Genomic DNA, 24,832 nt, shown 5'->3' with positions numbered 1-24,832 from the left:
TAGTTAACCCTAAAGGAAAGTTCAAAAGGGCATCACCTATATAGGGTGGTGTCCTTTTAATTTTTGATGGGTGCATTCCCATTTATATGTGCAAAGGTTGGTTATGAGCTACAACTAGCCCAACAGTGGTCTGTAGTCGTACAGCTACCTCGACTAAGGTCCAGTACGAAAAACCGTCGTTGGTCTGTTTTGAAAGTCTGCGATTTACCCTAGAATAAGGCTATAAGGTTAAGGACAACGAAAGGCGGTGAGAAAAAATGCAAAGAAGACAAGGAAACGGATTAGCGGTTGTACTGATTGTGATTGGTGCGGTTATGCTGCTCGGCATTGCGCTTCCTCTGATCCACGGAATGTTCAGATTACTTTTCCCGGTATTGCTGGTTGTTCTCGGGTACTACGGGATTAAGAGCGGACGCAAGATTATTGGTTGGGTACTGATGTTCATTGGTGTGATGTCCCTGATCGCGAAGCTTTCCTGGATCATTGGACCACTTCTAGGAGTGGCGTTGATCGTCTGGGGCGTATCAGCATTAAAGGGCAGAAGTAACAAGGGTACTTATTAAGAAGCAATGTACTTAAACAAGAAGCAGGGAGGGAGCAGGAGATCATGAGTGTTTTTCGTCGCATGAGGGATATTACTGTAGCTAATCTAAACGAACGTCTGGAGCAAAGCCAAGATCCCGTGAAACTAATTGATCAATTTCTACATTCAACCCGTGAGGAAATCAGTGAAGCTGAAAGGCTGTACCAGCAATATGCTTCCCACACGAAGCAATTGCAGCAGCAAGTGAACCAAGCAACTGCCATGAGAAACAAACGTGAAGAGCAGGCGTTGTTGGCACTTAAAGCAGGCGAGGATCATCTCGCGAAGCTGGCTTTACAAGAAAAGATCATTCACGAGGAAAAACTGGAGCAATATAGCGGGCTGCTAGAACAGAGCAAGCAATCCTTGTTTGAACTTGAAGCTCAGCTGAATGAGCTGAAAATAGAGTATCAAACGGTGTACAGCAAACGTCAGTATTATTCGGCACGAATGGAGTCGCTGCGATTGCAGCAACGGATGAATCAAAGAGCCAGTGCTTATGGCAATGGTGGTGATGTTCCCAAAATGTTCGGACGTCTGGAAGATCAGATGTCGGATTGGGAATTAGAAGCAAAGAGCTTGCGTGATTTGCGGCGCATGGGACAGGAATATGCGGTGCAAGCGGGTGAGACCGTAGCGACCGTACTCGAAAGAGAAATGGCTCGCCTAAAGGAGAAACTGAACAATGGTGGAAAGGAGTAGCGCTATGAGTCGATTGTATCGTTCAACAAGAGATAAAGTGATGACGGGTCTTGCAGGTGGATTATCTGAGACACTCGGTATTGATTCCACGTTATTCCGGATTCTATTACTGGTCAGCATTCCGTTTACAGGTGGTGCGGTGATTCCGGTATACTTCATTGCAGCAATGGTCATTCCTAAGGAACCGACGCATTATAATCCATTTGGACCAGGGCCTGGGGCACCGGGTGGCCCATTCGGCGGACCCTACTCAGGCAGACCGGAACATGGACACGGACCACAAGCTACTGGCGGATATGGACCTTATGGACGCCAGCCAAATTACAATCCTAATTTTGAGAAGAACAACGCTTATTCCGCACCGGACTCCGGTTTGGATGCGATGATGAAGGATATTGAGAAGAAGGCTTTGCAAAAAGAAGTAGAAGAACTCAAACAAAAACTGTCTAAATATGAGAAAGGGGAATTGTAAATCATGGGAGTATTTCAAAGAATTAAAGATATGACAAAAGCGTCGGTAAATGACTTGTTGGATAAGGTAGAGGACCCAATCGTAATGCTTAACCAATATCTGCGCGATATGGAGGCTGAAATTCACGAAGCAGAAGTAACAGTTGCTAAACAAATGGCTAACGAACGCCGTATGAAGCAACGTGTGGAAGAAGCAGCAAAAATGTCTGCACAACGTGGATCACAAGCTGAACTGGCACTGAAAAATGGCCAAGAAGAAGTAACTCGCAAGCTGTTGGAAGAAAAAATCTACTTTGACCAAAAGCAAGTGGAGTACAGTGATCTTCACGCACAAGCTGAAGTACACGCTAAGGAATTAGTGCAACAACTGCATGACATGAAGGATGAGTTCTACAAGCTGCGCAACAAACGTAACGAGCTTGTATCCCGTGCTCAAATGGCTAAAGCTAAAAAACAAATGTCGCAAATCAGCAGCGTACATTCCATTGAAAGTGGCAGTGCATCACTCGGATTCCACCGGATGGAAGAGAAAATTATGCAGCTTGAGGCTGAAGCAGATGTAATGCGTGCACCTTACAGCCCATCCGCTGCTTATAGCAAACCCGTTGATGTTGAGAAGCAACTGAAAGTGGATGAGCAATTGGCACTACTGAAAAACAAGCTGAATGATACACCCGCGGCTCCTTCTCTAAACAAAAAAGAACAATAAATCCTGTTCCTAAAACTTGGACGGATATGATATGCTGGACAAGAAGAAGCCATACGGTATGGATCTCCATACCGATATGGCTTTTATAGCGGCTAGCTATAATATTTAACGGTGATAATATTCCTCATCATAGTGACGGATATCTAACCGATAGTATAAAATGAGTTTTGCTTCGCAAAACTTTTAGGAGGTGCGAAATGGATAAACGAAACCGTTTGATTGCCATCGGACTGATTGCTGTTGGCTGCATGATGATTTTTGGTAGATGGCTCGGCTTTTTCTCCATTGTCGCGCTTCTGTTCCTGCTGCTGGGAGTCTACCGTACGACATCAGGCAAAGTAAAGCAGGGCTATAAACTGCTCGGGATAGGTGCTGTATTGCTTTTGCTGGACCATTTGGTGCTCGTGCTGGGGATTTGTTTAATCTCACTTGGGATGTTTTTTACCAAATCCAAAAGAGTACAGCGTAAGGAAGGGTTTATGCAGAAGCAGAACTTTTCATCCAGATTTGACTGGGACCGCTCACCTTGGGTGATGCACAGCCTTAGCTCTTGGCATGTACTGGGTGAGGCCGATGTGGATCTTTCATTAGCTATGGCGGATCATAAGGAAACGGTCATGCTGTTTCAAGGGATTTTTGGCGATATGGACATTAACCTGTCCGATGATTACGGCGTGGAAATTGAAGCTTTTGTGCTCTTTGGGTCCATTGAATTCGGCAACCAGCGAGATACAGGGATGTTGAACCGTCTGAATTGGAAATCAGCTAATTATGACAGCAGTGAATACAAAGTGAAATTTAGTGTTTCTTATTTAATGGGAGATCTAGATGTACGATTATCCTGAAAAGCTTGATAGAGAAGGGAGAGTCCCCCGCATGGAAAAAAAGAACAAAAACATGATATCACGTAGCATGGGTGAGGGGGCTCTGTTCTCTTTGGTCATGCTGCTTGTGATAATGTATGTCATGTATACATATGGCTATTTGAAGCCTTTTGAAAGCTGGAAGTTTGGCGTGCGGACAGCCGTCACCCTAATTCTTCTGCCAATGGGCTTTGGGATTGGTTATGGCTTTTATCAGAGCTTTCGTGTGAAGCGGCAGTTGGAACGTCTTAGGCAGACCCTCGTATTATGGGAAAAGGGAAATTTGACGCTGTCCATGCCGGATCTAGGTGATGATGAGCTGGGAAGGCTCGGAGAACAGCTTGGCCGGATTAGCGGCAAATGGGAGAATCAAGTGACGACGCTGCAGCGGTTATCCACGAATAACGCGAAGCTTGCGGAGCAGGCGCGGGTATCTGCTATTATGGAGGAACGGCAGCGGCTTGCGCGTGAACTGCACGACGCTGTTTCCCAGCAGCTATTTGCAATCTCCATGACTGCCACGGCGGTAGGCCGGACATTGGAGAAGGATTTCGATAAAGCCCAGCGGCAAATTGCGCTTATAGAAGAAATGTCTGCCGTAGCCCAATCGGAGATGAGGGCATTGCTGCTGCATTTGAGACCTGTTTATTTGGAAGGAAAGGGCCTCGAACAAGGTCTGCAGGAATTGATCAAGGAGCTTAAGATCAAGGTTCCAATCGAAATTGTATTTGAAATGGACCCTGATGTGCAGCTGTTAAAAGGGGTAGAGAATCACTTGTTCCGTATCGTCCAAGAGGCGATTTCTAATACACTTCGTCATGCGAAAGCAGAAAAAATGGAAATCCGGCTGCATAGACGGGGAGATACAGTTCGCTTGACGTTGCGTGATGATGGGATCGGCTTTGAGATGGACGACACCAAACAAGCTTCCTATGGTTTGTCGAACATGCAGGAGCGGATTAATGAAATCGGAGGCTCCATTCAGTTCATTACCGCTCCGGGTAAAGGGATGCGTATTGAGATTACCGTTCCGTTAGTCAATGAATAATAGGAGGAAAGAGTAACCATGGAGATGGAGGAAGCAATTAAAGTACTACTCGTAGATGATCATGAAATGGTACGGATCGGACTAGCAGCTGTTTTAGGTACCGAGGATGGAATTGAGGTCGTAGGTGAAGCTGGAAGTGGAGAAGAAGGCATTCGGCTGGCTCAGGAGTACAATCCCGATGTGGTCTTAATGGATCTCGTAATGGATGGGATGGATGGCATAGAAACGACTAAACAGCTGATGAAGCAGTACCCAGAGATCAAAGTTATTGTTCTTACAAGCTATTTGGACGATGAAAAGATGTATCCTGTTATTGAAGCGGGCGCCTTTAGTTACCTGCTGAAGACTTCGCGGGCTAGTGAAGTGGCGGATGCGATCCGCGCTGCGGCAAGAGGACAGTCCGTGCTTGAGTCACAGGTGGCCTCTAAAATGATGAACCGTTTTAGAAACAATGCAAAAGGAGAATCACCTGCTTATAAAGAGCTTACGGAGCGCGAGATGGAAGTATTACGTCTGTTGGCGCAAGGTAAATCCAATCAGGATATTGCCGATCAACTAATTATTGGAATCAAAACTGTGAAATTTCATGTGACGAATATTCTCGCGAAGCTGGGCGTGGAAGACCGGACCCAAGCAGCAATTTATGCATATAAAAATGGACTAGCTGAATAACAATAAAGGACTGAAGCCTCTGCTTCAGTCCTTTTTATTGTACAAGAAAGTGTGTTTTGGGGCTCCCGCAAAGTACTTGAGTACGCATCGAAGTATAAACCCTCACTTGGTGGGGATATTTCAGGTATAGAATCTCCTAATTCGAACATACTGTCTAGTAGATTGCTAGAGAGGTTCGAAGGGAGAATGACATATGCGGAAGATGAAGCTGAACAACGGAACAAAAAAAGGGACTTTTTTTATAATGATAATCGTGTGCTGTGCTGCGGCTCTGCAAGTTAATCTGCAAAGTGTTAAAGCGAATTCAACCGTTCTTGATGAGGGCGTTAACCAAGCTTCAACAGGAGCCGAACTGAATCATGCTCTTGTGAGTTTAATAGATCTCGGAAAAGAAACAACCGTTTCTGATTCACCGCTGCGTTTAGTGTTAAAGTGGCAGGGAGAAAGCAGCAATTACGCGGATCTGTCTGCCGAAGTTGCTAAGTTAAGCACAAGTCTCGGATTGAATGTACCGTCAGGTACTGAGGAAGATGGACATATGACGTATCGTACAGAAGCTGTAAAACCATATGAATCGCGGCTCTCCTTATTTTGGAGTGAGCTTAGCGAAGGTAACAGTTATGTGATTGTAACGTTAGAAGCGGCTGATCTGCAAAATGAAGCCAGCTTTCAAGCGGCTGCTCGTGAAGTAAGTATGATTCTTGAACAGAATAAAATTAAGGTGGAATGGAATGTATCCCTTCAAGGAAGCGCGCAAGAACAGGGAGCACCTGAAAAAGTTCTAGCACAGACGGAGTCATTGATGCATGACCGGTTTGAAGCTGTGACCGGAGGAGAAAGCTACAAGGATATCTCAACGGTTAGCCGTACGTATTCGATTCCTAATTTGAATCGTTCTGTGATGAGTGGAAATCAGTCAGTTTCTGCCCAAATCGCAGTGCATCATGAAGATCAGAAGGGGACAAACCGCGTAACTATAGGCTTTCCTTTAATAACCATCGAATATTGACAATTTTCTCTTATATAAGCGCAGATATAGTTAATAATAAGAAATATTAATTGAAATTTGCGAAATCCCGAGAGTATTTGTCAGGAATGTGATAGCATCCTTTTTAGGAATATGCTAAAATGACATAACGTCGTTATTCACCTTATGTTAGTACCGACGCTGAGCATGTCAATAAACTATATTACATACAGAAAGATGAGGAGCCATGGCTGAAAATCAAACCCTTGATGCACTGCACACACCCGGTGCTGTCTTTTTTATCTTTGGGGCAACCGGAGACTTAGCCCGGCGTAAGCTTTTCCCGGCGATTTACAGCTTGTACCGTGAAGGTAAGCTGGCACAAGATTTTGCGGTAATTGGCGTGGCGCGGCGCCCGCGTACTCAGGAAGAATTTAGAAGTGATGTGAAGGAATCCATCCTTGAATTCTGCCGTTACAAAGCGGGAGAAGAAAGCGAATGGAATGAGTTTGTTCAGCATTTCGAATACAAATCTCTGGACATTAACAATATTGATGGTTTCCGCGAGTTAAGAGCACAAACTGAAGTTCTTGAAGAGAAATTCAGTATTCCGGGCAATCGGATGTTCTATCTTGCGCTGGCGCCTGAATTGTTCGGCAGTGTCTCCTTCAATCTTAAAGCTGGCGGGATGCTGGATAGTACGGGTTGGAATCGCCTCGTAATTGAGAAGCCTTTTGGTTATAATCTGGAGTCGGCTGAACAGCTGAACGAACAGATTCGTCAGGTCTTCAAAGAAGAGGAAATTTACCGGATTGACCACTATCTTGGTAAAGAAATGGTACAGAATATCGAAGTGATTCGTTTTGCTAATGCTTTTTTCGAACCGCTCTGGAATAATAAACATATTGCCAATATTCAAATTACACTTGGCGAAACCGTAGGTGTAGAAGAACGCGGTGGTTACTATGACCATGCGGGAGCCTTACGGGACATGGGCCAGAATCATATACTGCAACTGCTGACTATGATTGCTATGGAACCACCAAGCCGTCTGCTCGCAGAAGATATTCGTGATGAGAAAGTGAAGGTACTTCGTTCCCTTCGTCCTTATGCGACATCTGATGAGGTGCGTGAGAATGTCGTAAGAGCACAATATATTCAAGGCTTACACCAAGGCAAAACCCTTCCTGCTTACCGTCAGGAAGATAAGGTTGACCCTGAGTCGAATACAGAGACGTATTTTGCTGCCCGTGTATTTGTAGATAACTTCCGCTGGGCTGGAGTTCCTTTCTACATCCGTACAGGTAAACGTCTCCCAGTGAAGACGACGGAAGTGGTAGTTGAGTTCAAAGGTATGCCAACCAACGTTTATTTGGGACAAAAGCATAAACTTGAGCCTAACCTCCTTGTAATCCGTGTGAACCCAATGGAAGGCATTTATGTAAAGATTAATGCCAAGAAACCGGGTTCAGAGTCTGAGATTCAACCGCTGGCTATGGACTTCTGTCAGAGCTGCCTGGTTGGAATCAATTCTCCTGAAGCATATGAGCGCTTGCTACATGATGCCGCACGCGGCGATTCCACTTATTTCACTCGTTGGGATGAGGTATCCTCGGCATGGTCATTCGTGGATCGTATTGCGAAAGCATGGAGCGAAGAGTCTAGCGACTTATCTTCTTATCCTGCCGGCTCTTGGGGTCCAGTGGAAGCAGATGAACTGCTTGCTAAAGAAGGTTTCCATTGGTGGCCTGTAAACGGCCAAGATGAAGATAATGTGGTTTGGCTGAAGAATAACTAAACCTTGAGTTAATGCTATCTCCCTGCAGAGGATGCAGGGAGATTTTTTGTAATGCTAAGATCTAAAAGATTGGACTTCAGACGGTGTTCGGGGGATCTGGGCACTGTTCTAATAACTGCACTTTGTACAATTAAAATCGCTTATCTCGTTGTGATTAGTCTTTTAGATGTATTTTCTGCAACTATAATCACCGGATAAGGCGGAAAAGCGTGCACAACTTATTTTTAATTGCATCAAATGCAACTAAAGGCTAATGAAAATGCTAATACTTCAAGTAAGTGTAGGAAATACATCTATTTTCTTGAGCGATGATATGTGGGGATCATAATCCAGACCATTTGGGAGATATTTTGCGGCACGCGCTTTTTAGTAGATAATGTCTGCCGGATTTTGATATACTTTAGAGGATGCTTTCACTTGAAGCGGACTGGAGCTAGACCTAAGAGCTATTCATTCAGAAATGAAGGGGTATGAACAATGAGCAGAGCACCGATTTGATGAACCCCAGTGTAATTGAAGCAGAAGCAGGAATTTTATATATGAAGGGATATGTGTAATGAACAAAGCAATAGATCAGAAGCTGCAAAAGGAAGTGGATAGACGCAGAACCTTTGCGATCATTTCCCACCCGGATGCGGGTAAAACAACTTTAACGGAGAAACTGCTGTTATTCGGTGGCGCGATCCGTCTGGCGGGAACGGTTAAGGCCCGTAAAGCGAATAAGCATGCGACGAGTGACTGGATGGAAATTGAGAAGCAGCGGGGGATTTCTGTAACGTCTTCCGTGATGCAGTTTGATTATTTGAATCATCGCGTGAACATTTTGGATACACCGGGTCACCAAGACTTCAGTGAGGACACCTACCGTACCCTAACTGCAGCGGATAGTGCGGTCATGCTTATTGACGTGGCAAAAGGTGTGGAAGCCCAAACCACCAAACTGTTTCAGGTATGTGCTAAACGGGGTATTCCGATCTTTACCTTTATTAACAAGCTGGACCGTGAAGGACGTAGCCCGTTTGATCTGATGGAAGAGCTGGAGCAGGTTCTTGGTATTCGTTCTGTGCCAATGAACTGGCCGATCGGTAGTGGACGTGAGCTATGCGGCGTATATGACCGGATGAAAAATCAGGTAGAGCTATTCCAAGGTGACGATCACTCCGTAATCAAGGTTCAAAAGGTTGACGGATACCGTGATCCAATCATTCGTGAAATGGCTGGAGAGTATCTGCATGATCAACTGTGTCAGGATCTGGAGCTGCTGGATGTAGCAGGCGATGCTTTTGACTATGAAAAAGTATTAAGTGGTGAACTAACACCTGTGTTCTTTGGCAGTGCGATCAACAATTTTGGCGTACAGACTTTCCTCGATAATTTCTTGGATCTGGCACCGAAGCCTGAACCACGCCGCAGTACTATAGGGGTAGTAGAACCAACGAATGAGAAATTCACTGGTTATGTGTTCAAAATTCAAGCGAACATGAACCCGGCTCACCGTGACCGGATTGCTTTCCTGCGTATTGTGTCCGGGAAATTCGAACGGGGTATGAGCGTGAAGCATGTACGTGCCGGTAAAGATATCAAGCTGGCGCAACCACAGCAATTTTTGGCGCAGGACCGCGATATCGTAGAGGAAGCTTATCCGGGAGATATCATCGGTCTGTTTGATCCAGGTATTTTTAGAATTGGTGATACCTTGAGCCAAGCAGGAGATATGGAATTCGATGAGCTGCCAACGTTCTCACCAGAGATTTTTGCTAAAGTGAGTATTAAAAATGCATTGAAATCGAAGCAGTTCCAGAAGGGTGTCGATCAGCTGACTGAAGAGGGCATGATCCAGGTGTTCCGCACGGTCAACTTTGACGATATTTTGCTTGGCGTAGTTGGACAACTGCAGTTTGAAGTGTTTGAGTACCGCATGAAGGGTGAATATGGTGTGGATGTTCAGTTGCAGAGAATGCCGTACCAGTTTGCACGTTGGATCGTAGATGAAACTAAGCCGGATGCGAGCAAATTCAGAATCAACTCAACGTTGGTGACGGATAAGAAGGGCAATTTTGTCGTGTTGTTCGAGAACGAATATGCTATGCGGACAGCGATGGATAAGAACCCGACAGCTAAATTCCTGGAAATGGCTCCAAAAGCATTACTATAATTAGGACGCTATAACTTTCTGAATGTAATAATAAAACCTCCGCCTCCATAGGTGAAGTTACACCATGGTGAGCGGAGGTTTTTGACTAGTTGCGGTCAGTTTACGATGTGATATCCCCAGGGGTAATAGTCTCCAGGTGATCATGTAGCATGGTAACCAACCTATCTTGCTTAGCGGGATCTAAATCCTTCCAGATCATTTCGAACACGGCGCCAAGTCCCGGGAGTGCTGCCTCCGGACCGTCCACAGAGCCTTCAATCATATGACGTAAATCCTCTTCAGATTGACCGTGCACTTTATGAATAATCGCCTGGCGCAAGTCAATGGTAACGGGCATAATGTACCTCCTTTTTTGAAAATATAGTGATATTGACCTCGTTATAATGTGCCCTGCAAAGGTGCTGGAAATTCAAGTTTTTGTCCAAATATAAGATAGTATAAGTTTGACACATATATATCATCCTTATATTCCTACGAGAAACGGTTGTCATCCATAAGGACGGCAATGACGTTTCTTCTTGGCTTATGCTATACTGTTTGAGATATAGAATGCTACGGGAGGTACATAGACATGGCCAAAAAACAATATGCCGTCATCGGTATGGGGCGTTTCGGATCTAGTGTTGCTAAGGCGCTCAGCGGCATGGGGTTTGATGTACTTGCGATTGATGCTGACGAGCAGCGAACACAGGAAATTTCAAGTATTGTAACTCATGCCGTATCTGCAGATTCCACGGATGAGGAGGCGCTGCGTGCCCTTGGTATTCGCAATTTTGATGTGGTGGTTGTAGCCATTGGCGAGGACATACAAGCTAGCATCCTGACAACACTTATCCTAAAAGACCTGGGTGTGCCTGCAATTCTGGCAAAAGCCAAAGGTGAACTGCACGGCAAAGTATTAAGCAAAATTGGTGCGGACAAGGTGATTTATCCTGAACGGGATATGGGAATGCGGGTTGCGCATCATCTTGCTTCGCCTAATATATTGGATTATATTGAGCTGTCGCCGGACTACAGTATTCTGGATATGAAGGTATCCGGACCGATGCTCGGAAAAAATCTACAGGAGCTCGACATCCGCGCAAGATTTGGCTGCAACGTAATGGCCATCCGCCAAGGTGAAGAAATGAACATCTCTCCCCGTGCAGAGGATCGCCTGATCGATGGCGATATCCTTGTTATTGTTGGGCATAAGGATAATTTGACGAAGCTGGAGATGGCGTATCAGTAGGAACAAAGAATAAATGGCAAGGCAGAAGAAAGGAAGACTTTATGGAAATCATGTCTCCGCAAAATACGCGGGTTAAAGAGTGGGCCGGGTTACAGGAGAAAAAGCATCGTGACAAGGCTCGTAAATATATCGTAGAGGGCGTTCATCTGGTTCAAGAAGCACTGCTGGCTGAAGCAGATGTGGAATGCCTTGCTTATGACCTCGACAAAGGAATGCCTGCTGAACTTAAGGGGCTGCTTCAGGCCGTTCAGGGAATGGAAGTGATTGGCGTTTCGGCGGCGATCATCTCAAAATGCAGCAGCACCAATACGCCGCAGCCGGTGTTCGCCATCGTGCGGAAGGAACAGCAGGCAGTAGAAGCTATCCTAGCGAAGAAGGATAGCCTTGTGGTTGTGCTGGACGGCGTGCAGGATCCGGGCAATGTCGGCACCATCATCCGCAGTGCGGATGCAGCGGGAGCAGACGGAGTGATCCTCGGACAAGGCTGTGCCGACCTCTATAATCCGAAGACCATCCGTTCCACGATGGGCTCGATGTTCCATCTTCCGGTGGTGGAGGGAGAGTTAAGTGAGATTTTGCCACAGGCCCGGGAAAATGGGGCGCTGCTGGTGAGCACTTCGCTGCAGGGCGAAGAATCGTGCTATGAGCACAATTTCCACGGCAGCCAGTGGCTGCTGATTGGCAGCGAAGGAAAAGGCATCTCGCCGGAAACGGCGCGACTCGTGGACAAGAGTATCATCATCCCGATGGCAGGCCGCGCGGAATCGCTGAACGCCGCAATGGCGGCGACGATTTTGCTGTTTGAGGGCATGAGACAGCGGGGATAAATTGTCACCGTTTGTAACGTGGTGTGAGTTGTAAGTCATCTTGTCACCGTTTGTAACGTAGTTTTCTCACACTAAATCCAGTCCTGATGATCAAGATAATCTTGATCATCAGGACTTTTTTATAATCCTGCAACAGTATTGGCTGCACATAAGCCTGGCCATTTCCATTCTCAATACTTATACATTCTTTAGAAATTACTGTTTTCCGAATATTCATGTGTCATTCTTTTTTACGACAAATATATACGAATGTTGGAGGGAAAGTGTAAGGCACAAATTCAATTTTCTCAATAAGTAGTTGTTTAGCCCATCTTTTTTTCATGTGCAGCGAGTGCTGATATGCAACTAAAATTCCGCCTGGTTTAAGTGACTTAACAATCTGATGTAGGATTTTGTCACGCATTTCAATTGAAAAATTAAAAAATGGTAATCCGCAAATTATGCAATCTAACTCACGGATGCCTTCCTGATTCAATTTCTTGAGTAAGTAGCTGGCGTTGGAATGGAAAATGCATTCCGGATAAATTGCTTTTAAGTGTTCTCTCATTTTTTTATTCCGCTCAAACAAAAGCACTTTTGTAGAATTCGTTAATTGTGATGTCATGAGATGTGTAATAGCACCTGTACCAGCTCCAAGCTCTGCAACGGCATTTACATTATGCCATTGTACAGACTGGACTATTTTATTGGCTAATAATTGCGAACTGGGTAGAATATTTCCTACCCGCTTTGGATCTTTGAGGAAGCCTTGTAAGAAAAGTAAGTATTCAGACATAATCAATTAGCAATCCTCTCCGAAAGGCAATCTCAGTTGGAATGTGAAGACGTCATGAGTGTGTTTAAGCGTTAAAGTACCCTTGTGCAACTCAGCAATATTCCTAGCTATCGAAAGACCAAGTCCTGCCCCGGTTTGAATTCCCTGGCTTTTTCTTGAGTGGTCAACCTTATAAAATCGGTCAAATAGACGGTTTTCTTGATCCTGTGAGAGGGGAGTTCCTTTATTTTCAATCTCAATGGTACAGTGTTCAGAATCAGTTGTAATTCGTATGCTAATGCTTCCCGGGCTGATGGAATATTTTAAGGCGTTCATAAGTAGATTATCTATGGCTCTGGCTATTTTCTCACTGTCGATTAAGGTGAGGATTGGGCTCTTATCTATATCTTTTATAAGATGCACATTGTTTTCTTGAGCGATTGGTTCGAATTCGAACAACAATTGATTCAAAAGCTGCGACAAATCGATTCTCTCCAGATTTAAACGGGAATCCACCGAATTAAGTCGGGTATATTCAAACAAATCATCAAGGAGTTTCTTCAAATGAAGCGCCTTGTTATAGGTGTTTTGAATAAAACGTGTGTATTCTTTTTTATCTTGGTACGATTCTGTACGTAAAAGCTCAATATACCCGATAATACTTGTAAGAGGGGTGCGTAAGTCGTGTGAAATCCCCGTGATCATCTCCATCTTGGATTTTTCTATTTCGCGTTCCTTGATGATCTGTTGCTCTAAGCGCTCTGCCATCCGGTTGATGTTCAAAGCCACCAGTCCTAGTTCATCTTGGCGCACAACTTTTACCCGATAACTCAAATTACCTTCGGATATAATCTGAAGTCCTTGTTCCAGCGCAATTAAATCTTTGACGATTCGCCGGGTCAATGTAAAAAATGTAATAACGAAAATAATGAAAAACATCGGAGTAAGAAGGTAGGCAAGAAAATTGAACACCCAATCCAATTTTGTTGCATTTCCAAAATGAAAGAACAAGATGCTAAGTGAGGTATTTATCGCAATGGTAATTATGAAACTCAACACCATCCTGATTAAGATATTGGATTGAATGCGTTTATTTATTTGTAGATCTTGTATGATTTTAATCAACTTTGTAACCAACTCCCCAGACTGTCTTAATATACAGAGGTTCTCTTGGATTTTCCTCTAATTTTTCTCTTAAGTTACGAATATGAACCATTACGGTATTGTCAGAATATCCGTAAGGCTCTTTCCATACACTCTCGTAAATTTGCTCCGAACTATAAACTTGCCCAGGCCGGCTTGCAAGCAGGGTTAAAATCGCAAACTCTAGTGGAGTTAATGAAACTTCAATTCCATTTAACTTTACGAAATGTTTATTTTTATCTATGATCAGGTTTTTAATTATAAGCAGAGAGTTGAATTCTTCCTTTCCAATTAAGGACTGACGCCGTAACTGAGCTTTTACACGGGCCAGTAGTTCCAGTGGATTAAACGGTTTGATCATGTAATCGTCTGCCCCGGTAGTTAGACCCGTGATTTTATCAATGTCCTCTTGCTTGGCTGAGAGCATAATAATTGGGATATTTGATATTTCCCTAATTTTGAGACAGGCTGTGATACCGTCCATTTGAGGCATCATGACATCCAGGATAACCAGTTGAATGGATGTTGTTTGTATTGTACTCAACGCCTCTTGACCATCTGCAGCTTCAAGCACTTGGTAACCTTCATTTCTTAAGTAAACATGAATCACATCTCGAATTTCAGAATCATCATCTGCAACAAGAATTGTATTCAATGGACGCTGCCCCTCTTCTATATTTATTTTATTATGTTTCCCTTTTACGACAGACGTAGACGAAAGCGGGAGGGAAATTAAATGGCACATATTTTATTGTATCAATATTAAAATATTCGGAGAGTTGCTTCTTCATTTGAAGTGAATACTGAAAGGCAATAAATAATCCCTCAGGTTTAAGGGATTGGTAGATCTGTTCAACCAATGTATTTCTTAATTCGGGCTCAAAATTGAAAAAGGGCAGCCCACTAAAAATACAATCTAACTGATGAATATGTGAACCTTTAATTGTTTCTACTAAACTAGCAGCATTATGATAACAGGAAAAGTCCGGATAGCTTGTCTTCAGGTTATGCCTCATGGTTTTATCCATCTCAAATAGTAACACTTTCGTTGTACTAGTTACCTTAGTATTGATTACACGGGTGATTGCACCTGTACCTGATCCAAGTTCAGCGACTGCTTTAACTTCATGCCAAGGGGCTTGGTTAACCATGCTGTGTGCCAGAAACCGGGAACTCGGGGTAACACTGCCTACCTGTTTTGGATCCTGAATAAAACTTCTTAAAAATAAGAGTTTTTCATTGAAGCTCATTCGGAATTCCTCCATAATTTTAGAATTGATTTAGATGTTTATTAATTTTGATAGGATGTGATCTCCAAAGTACGTTCCTACAAAAAAGAACAGTAAGGTCCAACTTAAAGCACTGGGATATGAAATAAGGGCAAATCGTTTATAGCTTGTACCGCTGAGCCCGATCAACATGGGAATGATGTAACGTACAACTGGAATAAACATGCCGATATACATAGCTGTACGCCCACGTTTTTTTAGAATCTGCTCTGCTTTTTTAAAATGTCTATTAGCTTCAAATTTGCACTTCAGCTTTTGCCCAAAGAATTTACCTGCAAAGTAGGCAACCGTAAAGGCCGTTAATAGCCCTGATAAAATGCAGAAATAAGTCATCCAGGAATTGATAATCCCCATGTGGCTTAGGGTAGCTCCAGTGAGGATTGTAATTTCATTAGGGATTGGAATTCCAAAAGGGCCTAACGTGAAAGCAAGATAAAAAATCAGATATCCATACTGATTGATTAGCTCTAAGACGGTATTACTGGCCAATATGCCACCTCCTTCGCTTACTTCAATACAGAAATCTTAACTAAAAAAACTGAGGAATTAGGTGGGGGAATTCTAAAGAAATCCTGAAGAGACTTAAAATTCGATAGGATTGGCCAAGTCGCTTATTTATAGGGGGCTAAATTATGATAGAAGAAGGGATCCGTTTCTGCCTTGCAATTTGAAATGTCGTTGATATCAAGGAATTAGTCCCACAGTCACAATAAAAAAGTCCTGAGGATCAAGAAACTCTTGATCCATCAGGACTTTTTACATAATGACCTACCCTTTCATCATCAAACGAAGCGAAACGATGATGAGAAAAACGGCTAATAGCTTTAAAAGCAGCTTGGCAGGAAGGCGTTTTGCCAGGCGTGCGCCAATTTGACCGCCGATAATTGCGCCAGGTGCTAGGGCTAACACCATAAACCATTCAACATTCAATAAAAAGGCATGTGTTGTGGTGCTTACGATAGCTGACAGGAAAATTTGAAGCATAGAAGTTGCAACAGCGATATGGGGGGCAAAGCCGAGAAGTAAGGTCATTGTCGGAACCATAAGACTCCCGCCGCCAATCCCAAATAGGCTTGCTACAAAGCCAACAAGAAAACTGATGATTATGCCGGTAGGCATATGATAAGCATATTCGAAATGAGCACCGCTATTATCGGAAAAGCTTCGCTTCACGGTTGGTTTGAAAGGCCAATGGATGGGTTTATTCGGCTTGAACAAGAGCAATAAAGCGACAAGGATTAAGAAAATACCGAAGCTTACGAAAAACATTCTCCCGCCCATTTGCTTGGTAAAGAGTGCACCTATTACTGAACCCGGAATCGAAACGGCGGCAAAGGTGAGCGCTGCTTGATAATCGATTCTCTTCTGCTTTGCGTACACATACGTACTTGAGATGGAGTTGAAAAGCAGCATCGCCATTGATGTTCCAGCCAGATGTGAAGGCTCCATATCAGGAAAAAGGAAAGCCAACGCAGGCACAACGATGAACCCGCCGCCAAGTCCGACCAATGAACCGGAAATGCCAGCTGCTAGCCCGATGACTAAGAGCAGTAAGTAAGTTAGCACAACAGCATGTTCCTTCCTTTACATGAATTCTACAATCATTTATCTTACCAGAAAAAACGTCCCGCAAATAAATTGTTTTTTAGCCAATTGCGCTGTTCTGCTGCTAAACGGGGATCATTGTCCATTTGGGACAGGATATCTTTTTTTACAAGTTTGCAGACGGATTGAACAATAGTTTGATCCTGGCTAGCATCTAACCAGAGAATTTCCGCAGACCGGGGATTAGGGGTGTATCGTTGCCAAGCAGGTTGTCCCTCAGCATTAGGATTACCGGTATATAGGAAATGCCGTAAATAGTCCCTCATTAGGGAAGAGAGCATGTTACGCCCAGGCTCGTTATGCTCGGAAATTACATCCGCAGGAAATCTTTCCTGGATACTGGAAAAGTCACCTGTATAGAAGGGGATGTCTGCACCATGCGGGGCACCCATAAGAAAACGGATATAAGGATCGATCACTCCGTCTCTTAACCCCCAGGCGAAGCGGTAAGCATAGATGGGCATCTCCGGAATCGCACTTAATAATATCTCTGTAGTCTGCTCTACATTAAATTCTGCATACAGATCGCTCCCATATTGGACTGCAGCTTCATAGAGCTTCTTTTCTTCCAGATTTCCGGCTAACTCTTCCTTTTGCACTAGGGAGAAGAAATGAGTATCCCATAAAGTGAACTCGGAGAATTCGCTGGCAGTGCTGCCAAGGATGATCGGCAGGGAAGGGTGATCGCGGTTATTTAGATTGTCGAAGCCACCAATAGGAATGACCGTGCCATCTTCGATCAAATGGGGAAAAGCAGCCATCTGAAGCCCCGTCTCACGAATGATTTCGACAAAGTGAAAGGCATTCTGACGATATAGGAAGGCGGAAATCTTATCCGCAGATTGTGTGGAAATCCATTCTCTTGCCTCATCTTGAGTGCTGACCATTCCTGTTTTTATTAATAACTCTGTTAAAATGTCATCTGCTTTTTCTTCGCTTTGCTCCGTAACAGCCGTTGTTAAACCTCCGCTCATAATAAAAAGCTTATGAAAGAGCCCTCTGCCCAGCGGTGAAAGGTAAGCAGCTAATGCATTTCTTGCACCTGCAGACTGGCCCCCTAATGTTATGTTCCCTGGATTTCCCCCAAAGCAAACAATGTTATTGTGCAGCCACTTTAGCGCATGAAGAACATCGAGGAGACCGTAATTTCCTGAGTCATCCAAGGGGTCCCCGGTTCGGAGTGAGGGATGCCGGAAAAATCCCATTGCTCCTAAACGGTAATTCACTGTAACCACTATACTATTTGTCTTACACGCCAATTCTCCACCTTGAAAATCCCGTCCCGAACCCCCAATATTTCCGCCTCCGTGGAGGAAGACGAATACGGGTAAGCCTGCCTCGGCATGATCCGGTCGCCAAATATTCAAAAAGAGGCAATCTTCACTGCCGCCAGGTTCGCCTTGAATGAATTGGACACTGCTATTATTAAAATGGCATGCAGGCAATACACCTGTCCAAGGTTCTATCTCACGTGGTGCTTTCCATCTGAGCTTATCTATGGGAGGTTCCGCATAAGGAATCCCTAACCATGCGATCGCCCCAAGTGCTGGCAGACGTATGCCCTTAAGCTGACCGCTGGAGACTGTAATAATTTCTTCCATGGGTTCTCGTGTGCTCATTTATAGTTCCCCTTTCTCCTGCAGATTCTTATGTATTTTTAATTCTCTTTATTATAGTGTTCTGCTATGATGATGAAAAATATATTATTATATATAAAATACATAACTCTAAGGTTATAGAAGAGGTGGTTTCGTTGGATTTACTTTCGCTTCGGTACTTTCAAACGGTTGCAAAGCTTGAGAATATGACCCTGGCAGCCGAAATACTCCAAATCTCACAGCCTGCTATTAGTAAAATGATCAAAAATCTTGAGGGCGAATTAAACGTCAAATTGTTTGATCGCACAGGAAAATACATTCGATTAAATGAATATGGAAAGCGGTTTCTTGTGAAAGTTGATTTAGCCCTACAAACGTTAGAGGAGGGGAAAACAGAGCTATTGGACTTGTCTGAGCGACCGACAGGAACTGTAGTGATTTTTATCCAAGCGGGTTCCTATTTGCTTCCGGATATGATCACATTATTTCGTCAGAAGTACCCGGAAGCTCAATTCAAGCTATTGCAGCAGGATCAGGAGATCTCACGTTATCCGGCTTTTGATTTGTGTATTTCTTCTACTCCGCTCAAGATTCCAGGAACAGTGTCCACACCGGTATTAACGGAAGAAATCCTGCTGGCGGTTCCTAATGAGCACAGGCTCGCAACCCGTAAAAGTGTACGTCTGAATGAACTCGCGGAAGACGGTTTTATCAGTTTGAAAATAGGCAAGCAGCTGCGCGAAACGACGGATTCTCTCTGTCACGCCGCCGGATTTGCTCCGCGTATCATTTATGAATGCGATGAGCCTTCGATGGTACGCAGTCTAGTCCGTTCGGGACTAGGGGTTTCTTTTATCCCCGCTGTAACTTGGGGGGGTTCTCAAGGATCCTCTGTTGTGCTTCTTCCTATTGAAGAACCCATAAGTACCCGCACCATTGAAATCTCATGGTATACCAACCGGTACATGACTAATGTCGCTAAAAAGTTCAAGGCCTTTGTTGAGGATTATTACAAGCAGTTAAAAGAAGACAATTTAAAAAAAGAGCCAATAAACCCTAAGGCTTAATTGACTCATTGTCAGCAACGCTAATCATTTAATCCCTTACCCTCAAGGATTTGCGGGATGAATTTTTCAATTCGGGATACGCGGGTTTTGGATTGTTTGGCTTGAGAAAAATGATAAATATATGCGTTTTGCCGTCCAGGCGTTAGGGCTTCAAAAGCAGTTTTTAAGCCAGGAAGTTCAGCGAATTTAGTCTGAAGCTCTTCAGGAATGAGGTAATCCTCTTTCTTTTTTAATTCGACTTCCAAACCCGCCTTTTCAACTTCTATGGCATTTTGAATGTAGGCTTTCAGAACAGCTTCCATTTCAACGATTTGTTGCACATTCGTAAACCGAATCTGGCGCGCTGCCTGCACATTTTCTGTTTGTTGAATTAGAATCCCATTGGGATCCTGTAACAAGGCACCTTTGTGAAAGAGAAGCGCACAATATTCTTTAAATCCATGAATTAATACTATGTTTTTATCATCAAATGTGTAACATGGATGCATCCACTTATAATCTTCGGTCAGCCCGCAATCAAGCACGATCGTTCTCAACTGCTCATATTCTTCCCGCCATTGTTTCGCTTTACTTAAAAATTTATCAACCCTAGGATTCAATACATTATTTGTCATAAAAAACACCCATCTTCATCATATTTTCAATACAATTTTACTTTTTTTATGGAATGTACAGTCGTAATCTTCTGGGAATGGGCAACCTATGTTGTCTCCCGTTCGATCAGTTGGAACGATAGGGGCTGCAGCTCCATATCCAGTCCAAGCAGGGTTGGAGCCAGCAGAAGAAAGGCGTTCTCCGCCTGTCCTGCAATCGGATTCCGAACAGTGGTAATTCCGAGTGTCTGTGACAGCTCCGAATTATCAAAACCAATGATGGCTAGATCACGGGGCACCTCCAGCTGCTGTCTACGTGCTTCGCTCAGAACGCCCACCGCCACCAAATCATTGGAGCACAGAATGGCATCCGGCTGATCGGGTTGTCCAATTAGGGTTCGCACCAATTGCTCTCCGTCACGGATTCCATAAATCGTGGAGTAATACCATTTCTCAACGATGGGAAGATTATATTTGGTCATGATTTGCTCATAAGCTAGTCGTCTACTCTGGGTATTTATGCTGCTTGGGCGGCCAAAAGCATTAGCGATACGCGTATAACCCCGCTCTATCAAATGCTCTAGAGCGAGTGCATATCCGTCATATTGGTTCATGGCAACTGACGGTATTTCAGGATGGTCCATGCGTTGCCAAGACACAATCGGGCCGTATTTGCAGTAGGAAGTTATGACATTTTTATCGTTAACAGCGGTCAGAATAAGCAGGGCGTCGACTCTTTTTTGTTTGAGATCCTCGAAGGCCTGAAGTTCCTTTTGCTTATCACCGCCGGTGGTATAAATAATCGTCTGGTATCCGTAACGGCCGGAAATTTCGACGAAGCTGTTCATGAAGCACAAAATAAGCTCGTTGAGGTCTAAGGTAATCATGCCGATTTGCTGGGTTTGGCCTTTGGATAAAGATATGGCATTCCGATTGGGAACATAGTCCGTCTCTTTCATAATGGCGAGAATTTTCTCCCTAGTTTCCTTGCTGACATGGGGAGAATCGTTCAGGACTCGGGATACCGTAGCTTTGGAAAAGCCCGACAGCTTAGCAATTTCGTCAAGTGTGGACATCGGCTTATCTCCTTTGCAAGATTAATCCTTGACATGTAACGCGTTCCAAGGTTTAGGATTCGGATTAGAGCAGTAAACCTATACTATCACAATAGCAAAGGCGGGAAGAAATATGAACTTACAATTTCCAGAAGGATTCCTATGGGGTGGGGCTGTAGCCGCTAACCAGCTTGAAGGGGCGTATCAGGATGATGGCAAAGGCTGGTCTACCCAAGATGTCATGCCGCATGGCATTAAGTCTGCGCCTACAGAAGTTCCTACCGACGATAACATGAAGTTAATTGGTATCGATTTCTATCACCGATATAAAGAAGATATTAAGCTGTTTGCGGAAATGGGCTTTAAAGTATTCCGGACGTCTATTGCCTGGTCACGGATTTTTCCGAAAGGGGACGAGCTGGAGCCGAATGAACAAGGCTTGCAGTTCTACGACGACCTGTTCGACGAGTGTCATAAATACGGCATTGAACCGCTAGTTACGATCTCCCATTATGAGACCCCGCTGCATTTGGCACGAGAGTATGATGGATGGGTTAACCGTAAGATGGTGGAATTTTACGAGCGTTATGTGAGAACGATCTTTAATCGTTACAAGAATAAGGTTAAATACTGGCTGACCTTCAACGAGATCAATTCTATCCTAGAGTTCCCATTTATGAGTGGCGGAATCAATACTCCATTGGAGAAATTGAGTAAGCAGGATCTGTATCAGGCCATTCACCATGAGTTCATTGCAAGTGCTTTGGCGGTGAAGATCGGCCATGAGATCAATCCTGATTTCAAAATAGGCTGCATGGTGCTGAGCATGCCAATTTATCCGCTCACTCCGCATCCGGACGATTTGATCAAGGCGATGCAAAGTGATCACAAAAATATGTTTTTTGCGGATGTTCATAGCAGAGGTTATTATCCAGGCTATATGAAACGGTTCTTTAAGGAAAATGGAATTCACATTCATTTCGAGCCAGGGGACGAGGAAATTCTGAAGCATACCGTGGATTTCATATCGTTCAGTTACTATATGAGCACATGTGAAACGGCTGATCCGGAGAAACAGATCAGAGGAGAAGGAAACCTGCTGGGCGGGGTACCGAATCCGTATCTGGAAGCGAGCGAATGGGGTTGGCAGATCGATCCGCAGGGCTTGCGTTATGTGATGAATATATTCTATGACCGATACCAAAAACCGCTGTTTATCGTGGAAAATGGCCTTGGCGCCGTCGATCAGCTGGTTGTAGACGGGAACGGTGAGAAGATCGTAAACGACGATTACCGGATCAATTATTTGCGAGATCATTTGGTTCAAGTAGCAGAAGCTATTGCTGATGGCGTGGAAGTTATGGGATACACAAGCTGGGGCTGCATCGACTTGGTTAGCGCAACAAGCGCCGAGCTGAAGAAACGTTATGGTTTCATTTATGTAGATCGTCATGATGATGGTTCAGGTACACTGGAGAGATACCGTAAGAAGTCCTTCCACTGGTACAAAGAAGTAATTGAATCCAACGGACAAAGCCTGTTCTAATAAAAAAAGTCCTGATAATCAAGTTATTCTTGATCTATCAGGGCCTTTTTTTGTTATCCAATATTATACAGACACTGGTTTATTGTTGACATCATTAATTGAACATGTTAATTTGTAAATATTAAATTAATCGGATATCAGGATTGCTACTGCATAGCAGGCAAAACCTAAGTTTCATTTATGATTACGGGGATAATCTCACTCGTACATAGATGTGATTTAGGTTTTTTTGTGTTCCCTGATATCCGTGATTAATTGATCTGTTACAGAGGGGTGTATAAAAATGAGTTATGAACAGCTAAGTAAAGACATTATCCAATCTGTCGGTGGGGAGAAAAATATTAACAATGTGATTCATTGTGCCACGCGACTAAGATTCACACTTAACGATGAGCAAAAAGCTGATAAAGAAAATTTGGAGAAAATGAAAGGGATTATTGGGGTCGTTAGCAAAGGGGGACAGTTTCAAGTTATAGTGGGTACCCATGTTGCTGATGTGTATAAAGAAATTGCCAAATCCATATCCCCTAACAGTGATTCTGGCGAGAACAAGGTAAAGAAACCTATAGGGACTTTGATTTTTGATGTTATTTCTAGAAGCTTTTCGCCTCTGATTGGTGCTTTAGCAGGTGCGGGTATGTTGAAAGCGCTATTAACCGTACTTGCTTCGTTACATGTTCTAAGTGCGGATAGCGAAACTTACAAAGTATTAGCCGGCGCTAGTAATGCCGTGTTTTATTTTCTACCCATTTTCTTAGGGATTACGTTATCGATTAGGCTGGGTGTGAATGCTTATGTGGGTGGTAGTATCGGTGCGGCCTTACTTGAGCCTAATATTACGGGATTAGCAAGTGTTGAATCTCCACATTTTTTAGGTATTCCTTTAGTAATTTCGGACTATTCATCAAGCGTGTTTCCGATTTTTATCGCCATCTGTATATACGCTTTATTGGATAAGCAGCTAAGAAAGTTTATACACAAGGATTTGCAGATGTTCTTAGTCCCTATGATATGTTTGATTGTGATTGTGCCGTTAACTATTTTAGCGTTCGGACCGTTTGGCGTGAATGTAGGGAATTTAATTGGAGACGCTATTTTGTTCCTCAGTACGAAAAGCGGTATTGTTACGGGAGCAATTGTGGGAATAGCTTGGACGTATTTGACTGTGCTCGGATTGCACTGGGGACTTGTGCCAATTATTCTTGAGAATATTGCTAAGGGTGGAGATCCGATATATGCAATGGCCGGCATGGCCATCTTCGCTCAGCTGGGTGTAGCGTTGGGGATCTTCCTGAAAACAAAGGACAAACAGTTGAAAACATTGGCCGGCAGTACATTTATACCAGGCGCGCTTTCCGGTGTAACAGAACCTATTATTTACGGATTGCTGACTCGTTACAAACGGACTTTCATTTATGTAACCATTGCCGGCGGAGTAGGTGGAGCACTTAGTGGTCTTTTCAAAGTGAAGATGGAAGTCTTCGCATTTGTCAGCGTATTAAGTCTTCCTGCATTCTCTCCGCTGGCCGTTCAAGCGATTATAGCAGGAGTGACCATTGTATTGGCTATGGTAATTACCATGGTATTTGGTTATGAAGATAAAAAGAAAGTGAATATTGTAGAAGAAAAAACGAATACTGAAAAAAGCGAGGTTATCCTCCCTCACGCCGTTAAAAGTTCAACCGTTGTAAGCCCTCTGGCTGGTAACGTAATCCCGTTAACCTCAGTAGATGATGCTGCCTTTGCTTCAGAAGCAATGGGCAAGGGGATTGCAATTGAACCCACAGAAGGTAAGCTTTATTCACCGGTAAGTGGAGTTGTATCCACTATTTTCAGAACAGGTCATTGTATTGCGGTAGTATCGGATGAGGGTGTTGAGGTCTTGATTCATATCGGTATAGAAACCGTGAAGCTAAAAGGTAAATACTTTGATGTGAAAGTGCAAGAAGGAGCAACAGTTAAACAGGGTGATCTATTGATTGAGTTTGATTTTGAACAAATAAAAAATGAAGGTTATCAATGCACAACGCCGATAATTATTACCAATACGGCTAATTATAGTGATGTGATTGGTACCAATAAAACAGCTATTACACCGGGTGAAGATCTGCTGACTGTTGTAGTGTGATCTATTGAAGAGTCATAAGGTATGAATG

General features: G+C 43.7%; 25 protein-coding genes. 15 read left to right on the top strand and 10 right to left on the bottom strand.

Annotated elements, in window-relative coordinates:
- The first annotated feature begins 257 nt into the window (after positions 1-257).
- From NST94_RS25495 to NST94_RS25450, 10 genes are all read left to right on the top strand, one after another.
- On the top strand, positions 258-563 hold the full coding sequence (locus NST94_RS25495) for a hypothetical protein (protein WP_076130307.1): 306 nt from the start codon (positions 258-260) through the stop codon (positions 561-563).
- Positions 564-607: 44 nt separating this feature from the next.
- Positions 608-1,285 (top strand): PspA/IM30 family protein, encoded by a 678-nt coding sequence (locus NST94_RS25490; protein ID WP_036685541.1) that lies wholly within the window; start codon positions 608-610, stop codon positions 1,283-1,285.
- Between the two features lie 4 nt (positions 1,286-1,289).
- Complete coding sequence (locus NST94_RS25485; RefSeq protein WP_076184838.1) at positions 1,290-1,757, top strand: PspC domain-containing protein; 468 nt, start codon at positions 1,290-1,292, stop codon at positions 1,755-1,757.
- A 3-nt stretch (positions 1,758-1,760) separates the two neighbouring features.
- Complete coding sequence (locus tag NST94_RS25480) at positions 1,761-2,465, top strand: PspA/IM30 family protein (RefSeq protein ID WP_036685540.1); 705 nt, start codon at positions 1,761-1,763, stop codon at positions 2,463-2,465.
- Positions 2,466-2,662: 197 nt separating this feature from the next.
- Positions 2,663-3,310 carry a cell wall-active antibiotics response protein LiaF gene (gene liaF, locus NST94_RS25475; protein ID WP_036685537.1) on the top strand — a complete coding sequence of 216 codons (648 nt, stop codon included), beginning with the start codon at positions 2,663-2,665 and terminating at the stop codon, positions 3,308-3,310.
- Between the two features lie 31 nt (positions 3,311-3,341).
- Positions 3,342-4,376 (top strand): sensor histidine kinase, encoded by a 1,035-nt coding sequence (locus NST94_RS25470; RefSeq protein ID WP_076130326.1) that lies wholly within the window; start codon positions 3,342-3,344, stop codon positions 4,374-4,376.
- An 18-nt stretch (positions 4,377-4,394) separates the two neighbouring features.
- A complete protein-coding gene (locus NST94_RS25465) occupies positions 4,395-5,048 on the top strand; it encodes a response regulator transcription factor (protein ID WP_036685532.1) in 654 nt (217 codons plus the stop codon).
- Positions 5,049-5,241: 193 nt separating this feature from the next.
- A complete protein-coding gene (locus NST94_RS25460; protein WP_339281416.1) occupies positions 5,242-6,057 on the top strand; it encodes a YwmB family TATA-box binding protein in 816 nt (271 codons plus the stop codon).
- Between the two features lie 205 nt (positions 6,058-6,262).
- Positions 6,263-7,813: a glucose-6-phosphate dehydrogenase gene (gene zwf / locus NST94_RS25455; protein WP_036685526.1), complete on the top strand. Its 1,551-nt coding sequence runs from the start codon at positions 6,263-6,265 to the stop codon at positions 7,811-7,813.
- A 556-nt stretch (positions 7,814-8,369) separates the two neighbouring features.
- Positions 8,370-9,968 (top strand): peptide chain release factor 3, encoded by a 1,599-nt coding sequence (locus NST94_RS25450; RefSeq protein ID WP_076184819.1) that lies wholly within the window; start codon positions 8,370-8,372, stop codon positions 9,966-9,968.
- 100 nt (positions 9,969-10,068) lie between these two features.
- Here NST94_RS25450 and NST94_RS25445 read toward each other — a convergent pair whose 3' ends face one another.
- Positions 10,069-10,305: a small acid-soluble spore protein SspI gene (locus NST94_RS25445; RefSeq protein WP_076130310.1), complete on the bottom strand. Its 237-nt coding sequence runs from the start codon at positions 10,303-10,305 to the stop codon at positions 10,069-10,071.
- Between the two features lie 234 nt (positions 10,306-10,539).
- On the opposite strand from NST94_RS25445, the gene NST94_RS25440 reads away from it, so the two are divergent.
- Complete coding sequence (locus tag NST94_RS25440) at positions 10,540-11,199, top strand: TrkA family potassium uptake protein (protein ID WP_036685517.1); 660 nt, start codon at positions 10,540-10,542, stop codon at positions 11,197-11,199.
- A gap of 41 nt (positions 11,200-11,240) precedes the next feature.
- On the top strand, positions 11,241-12,026 hold the full coding sequence (locus NST94_RS25435) for an RNA methyltransferase (RefSeq protein ID WP_076280285.1): 786 nt from the start codon (positions 11,241-11,243) through the stop codon (positions 12,024-12,026).
- A 220-nt stretch (positions 12,027-12,246) separates the two neighbouring features.
- On the opposite strand, the gene NST94_RS25430 is transcribed toward NST94_RS25435, so the two are convergent.
- From NST94_RS25430 to NST94_RS25400, 7 genes are all read right to left on the bottom strand, one after another.
- Positions 12,247-12,801: a methyltransferase domain-containing protein gene (locus NST94_RS25430; protein ID WP_081383349.1), complete on the bottom strand. Its 555-nt coding sequence runs from the start codon at positions 12,799-12,801 to the stop codon at positions 12,247-12,249.
- Positions 12,802-12,807: 6 nt separating this feature from the next.
- Positions 12,808-13,842, bottom strand: coding sequence for a HAMP domain-containing sensor histidine kinase (locus tag NST94_RS25425; protein ID WP_339282162.1), 1,035 nt, complete (start codon positions 13,840-13,842; stop codon positions 12,808-12,810).
- Between the two features lie 55 nt (positions 13,843-13,897).
- Positions 13,898-14,578, bottom strand: a complete 681-nt coding sequence (locus NST94_RS25420) for a response regulator transcription factor (protein WP_339244948.1) — start codon at positions 14,576-14,578, stop codon at positions 13,898-13,900.
- Between the two features lie 31 nt (positions 14,579-14,609).
- Positions 14,610-15,173 (bottom strand): methyltransferase domain-containing protein, encoded by a 564-nt coding sequence (locus NST94_RS25415; RefSeq protein WP_076194087.1) that lies wholly within the window; start codon positions 15,171-15,173, stop codon positions 14,610-14,612.
- A 30-nt stretch (positions 15,174-15,203) separates the two neighbouring features.
- Positions 15,204-15,701 carry a DedA family protein gene (locus NST94_RS25410; RefSeq protein ID WP_076130315.1) on the bottom strand — a complete coding sequence of 166 codons (498 nt, stop codon included), beginning with the start codon at positions 15,699-15,701 and terminating at the stop codon, positions 15,204-15,206.
- 279 nt (positions 15,702-15,980) lie between these two features.
- Positions 15,981-16,778, bottom strand: coding sequence for a sulfite exporter TauE/SafE family protein (locus NST94_RS25405; protein WP_076098819.1), 798 nt, complete (start codon positions 16,776-16,778; stop codon positions 15,981-15,983).
- Positions 16,779-16,822: 44 nt separating this feature from the next.
- Complete coding sequence (locus NST94_RS25400) at positions 16,823-18,436, bottom strand: carboxylesterase family protein (protein ID WP_076184814.1); 1,614 nt, start codon at positions 18,434-18,436, stop codon at positions 16,823-16,825.
- A 134-nt stretch (positions 18,437-18,570) separates the two neighbouring features.
- Between NST94_RS25400 and NST94_RS25395 the strand changes: the two genes are divergently transcribed.
- The gene (locus NST94_RS25395; protein ID WP_076184813.1) at positions 18,571-19,482 is read left to right on the top strand and encodes a LysR family transcriptional regulator; all 912 of its coding nucleotides are present in this window, start codon (positions 18,571-18,573) and stop codon (positions 19,480-19,482) included.
- Positions 19,483-19,502: 20 nt separating this feature from the next.
- Here the strand turns inward: NST94_RS25395 and NST94_RS25390 are convergent, their stop codons facing one another.
- Together NST94_RS25390 and NST94_RS25385 are read right to left on the bottom strand one after the other, a co-directional pair.
- Positions 19,503-20,096 (bottom strand): YdeI family protein, encoded by a 594-nt coding sequence (locus NST94_RS25390; protein ID WP_076098816.1) that lies wholly within the window; start codon positions 20,094-20,096, stop codon positions 19,503-19,505.
- Between the two features lie 86 nt (positions 20,097-20,182).
- The gene (locus NST94_RS25385; RefSeq protein WP_076130318.1) at positions 20,183-21,151 is read right to left on the bottom strand and encodes a LacI family DNA-binding transcriptional regulator; all 969 of its coding nucleotides are present in this window, start codon (positions 21,149-21,151) and stop codon (positions 20,183-20,185) included.
- A gap of 112 nt (positions 21,152-21,263) precedes the next feature.
- Here NST94_RS25385 and ascB point away from each other — a divergent pair, with 112 nt between their 5' ends.
- Both ascB and NST94_RS25375 read left to right on the top strand, forming a co-directional pair.
- Entirely contained in the window at positions 21,264-22,676 is a 1,413-nt protein-coding gene (gene ascB / locus NST94_RS25380) for a 6-phospho-beta-glucosidase (RefSeq protein ID WP_248549714.1), read from the top strand.
- Positions 22,677-22,959: 283 nt separating this feature from the next.
- Positions 22,960-24,804, top strand: coding sequence for a beta-glucoside-specific PTS transporter subunit IIABC (locus NST94_RS25375; protein WP_339169753.1), 1,845 nt, complete (start codon positions 22,960-22,962; stop codon positions 24,802-24,804).
- Positions 24,805-24,832 lie beyond the last annotated feature (28 nt).

It is taken from the genome of Paenibacillus sp. FSL H8-0282, assembly GCF_037963825.1.
Lineage (GTDB): Bacteria > Bacillota > Bacilli > Paenibacillales > Paenibacillaceae > Paenibacillus_AQ > Paenibacillus_AQ odorifer.
Note: the sequence above shows the minus strand (reverse complement) of the source record. Positions and strands in the feature narration are given on the sequence as shown.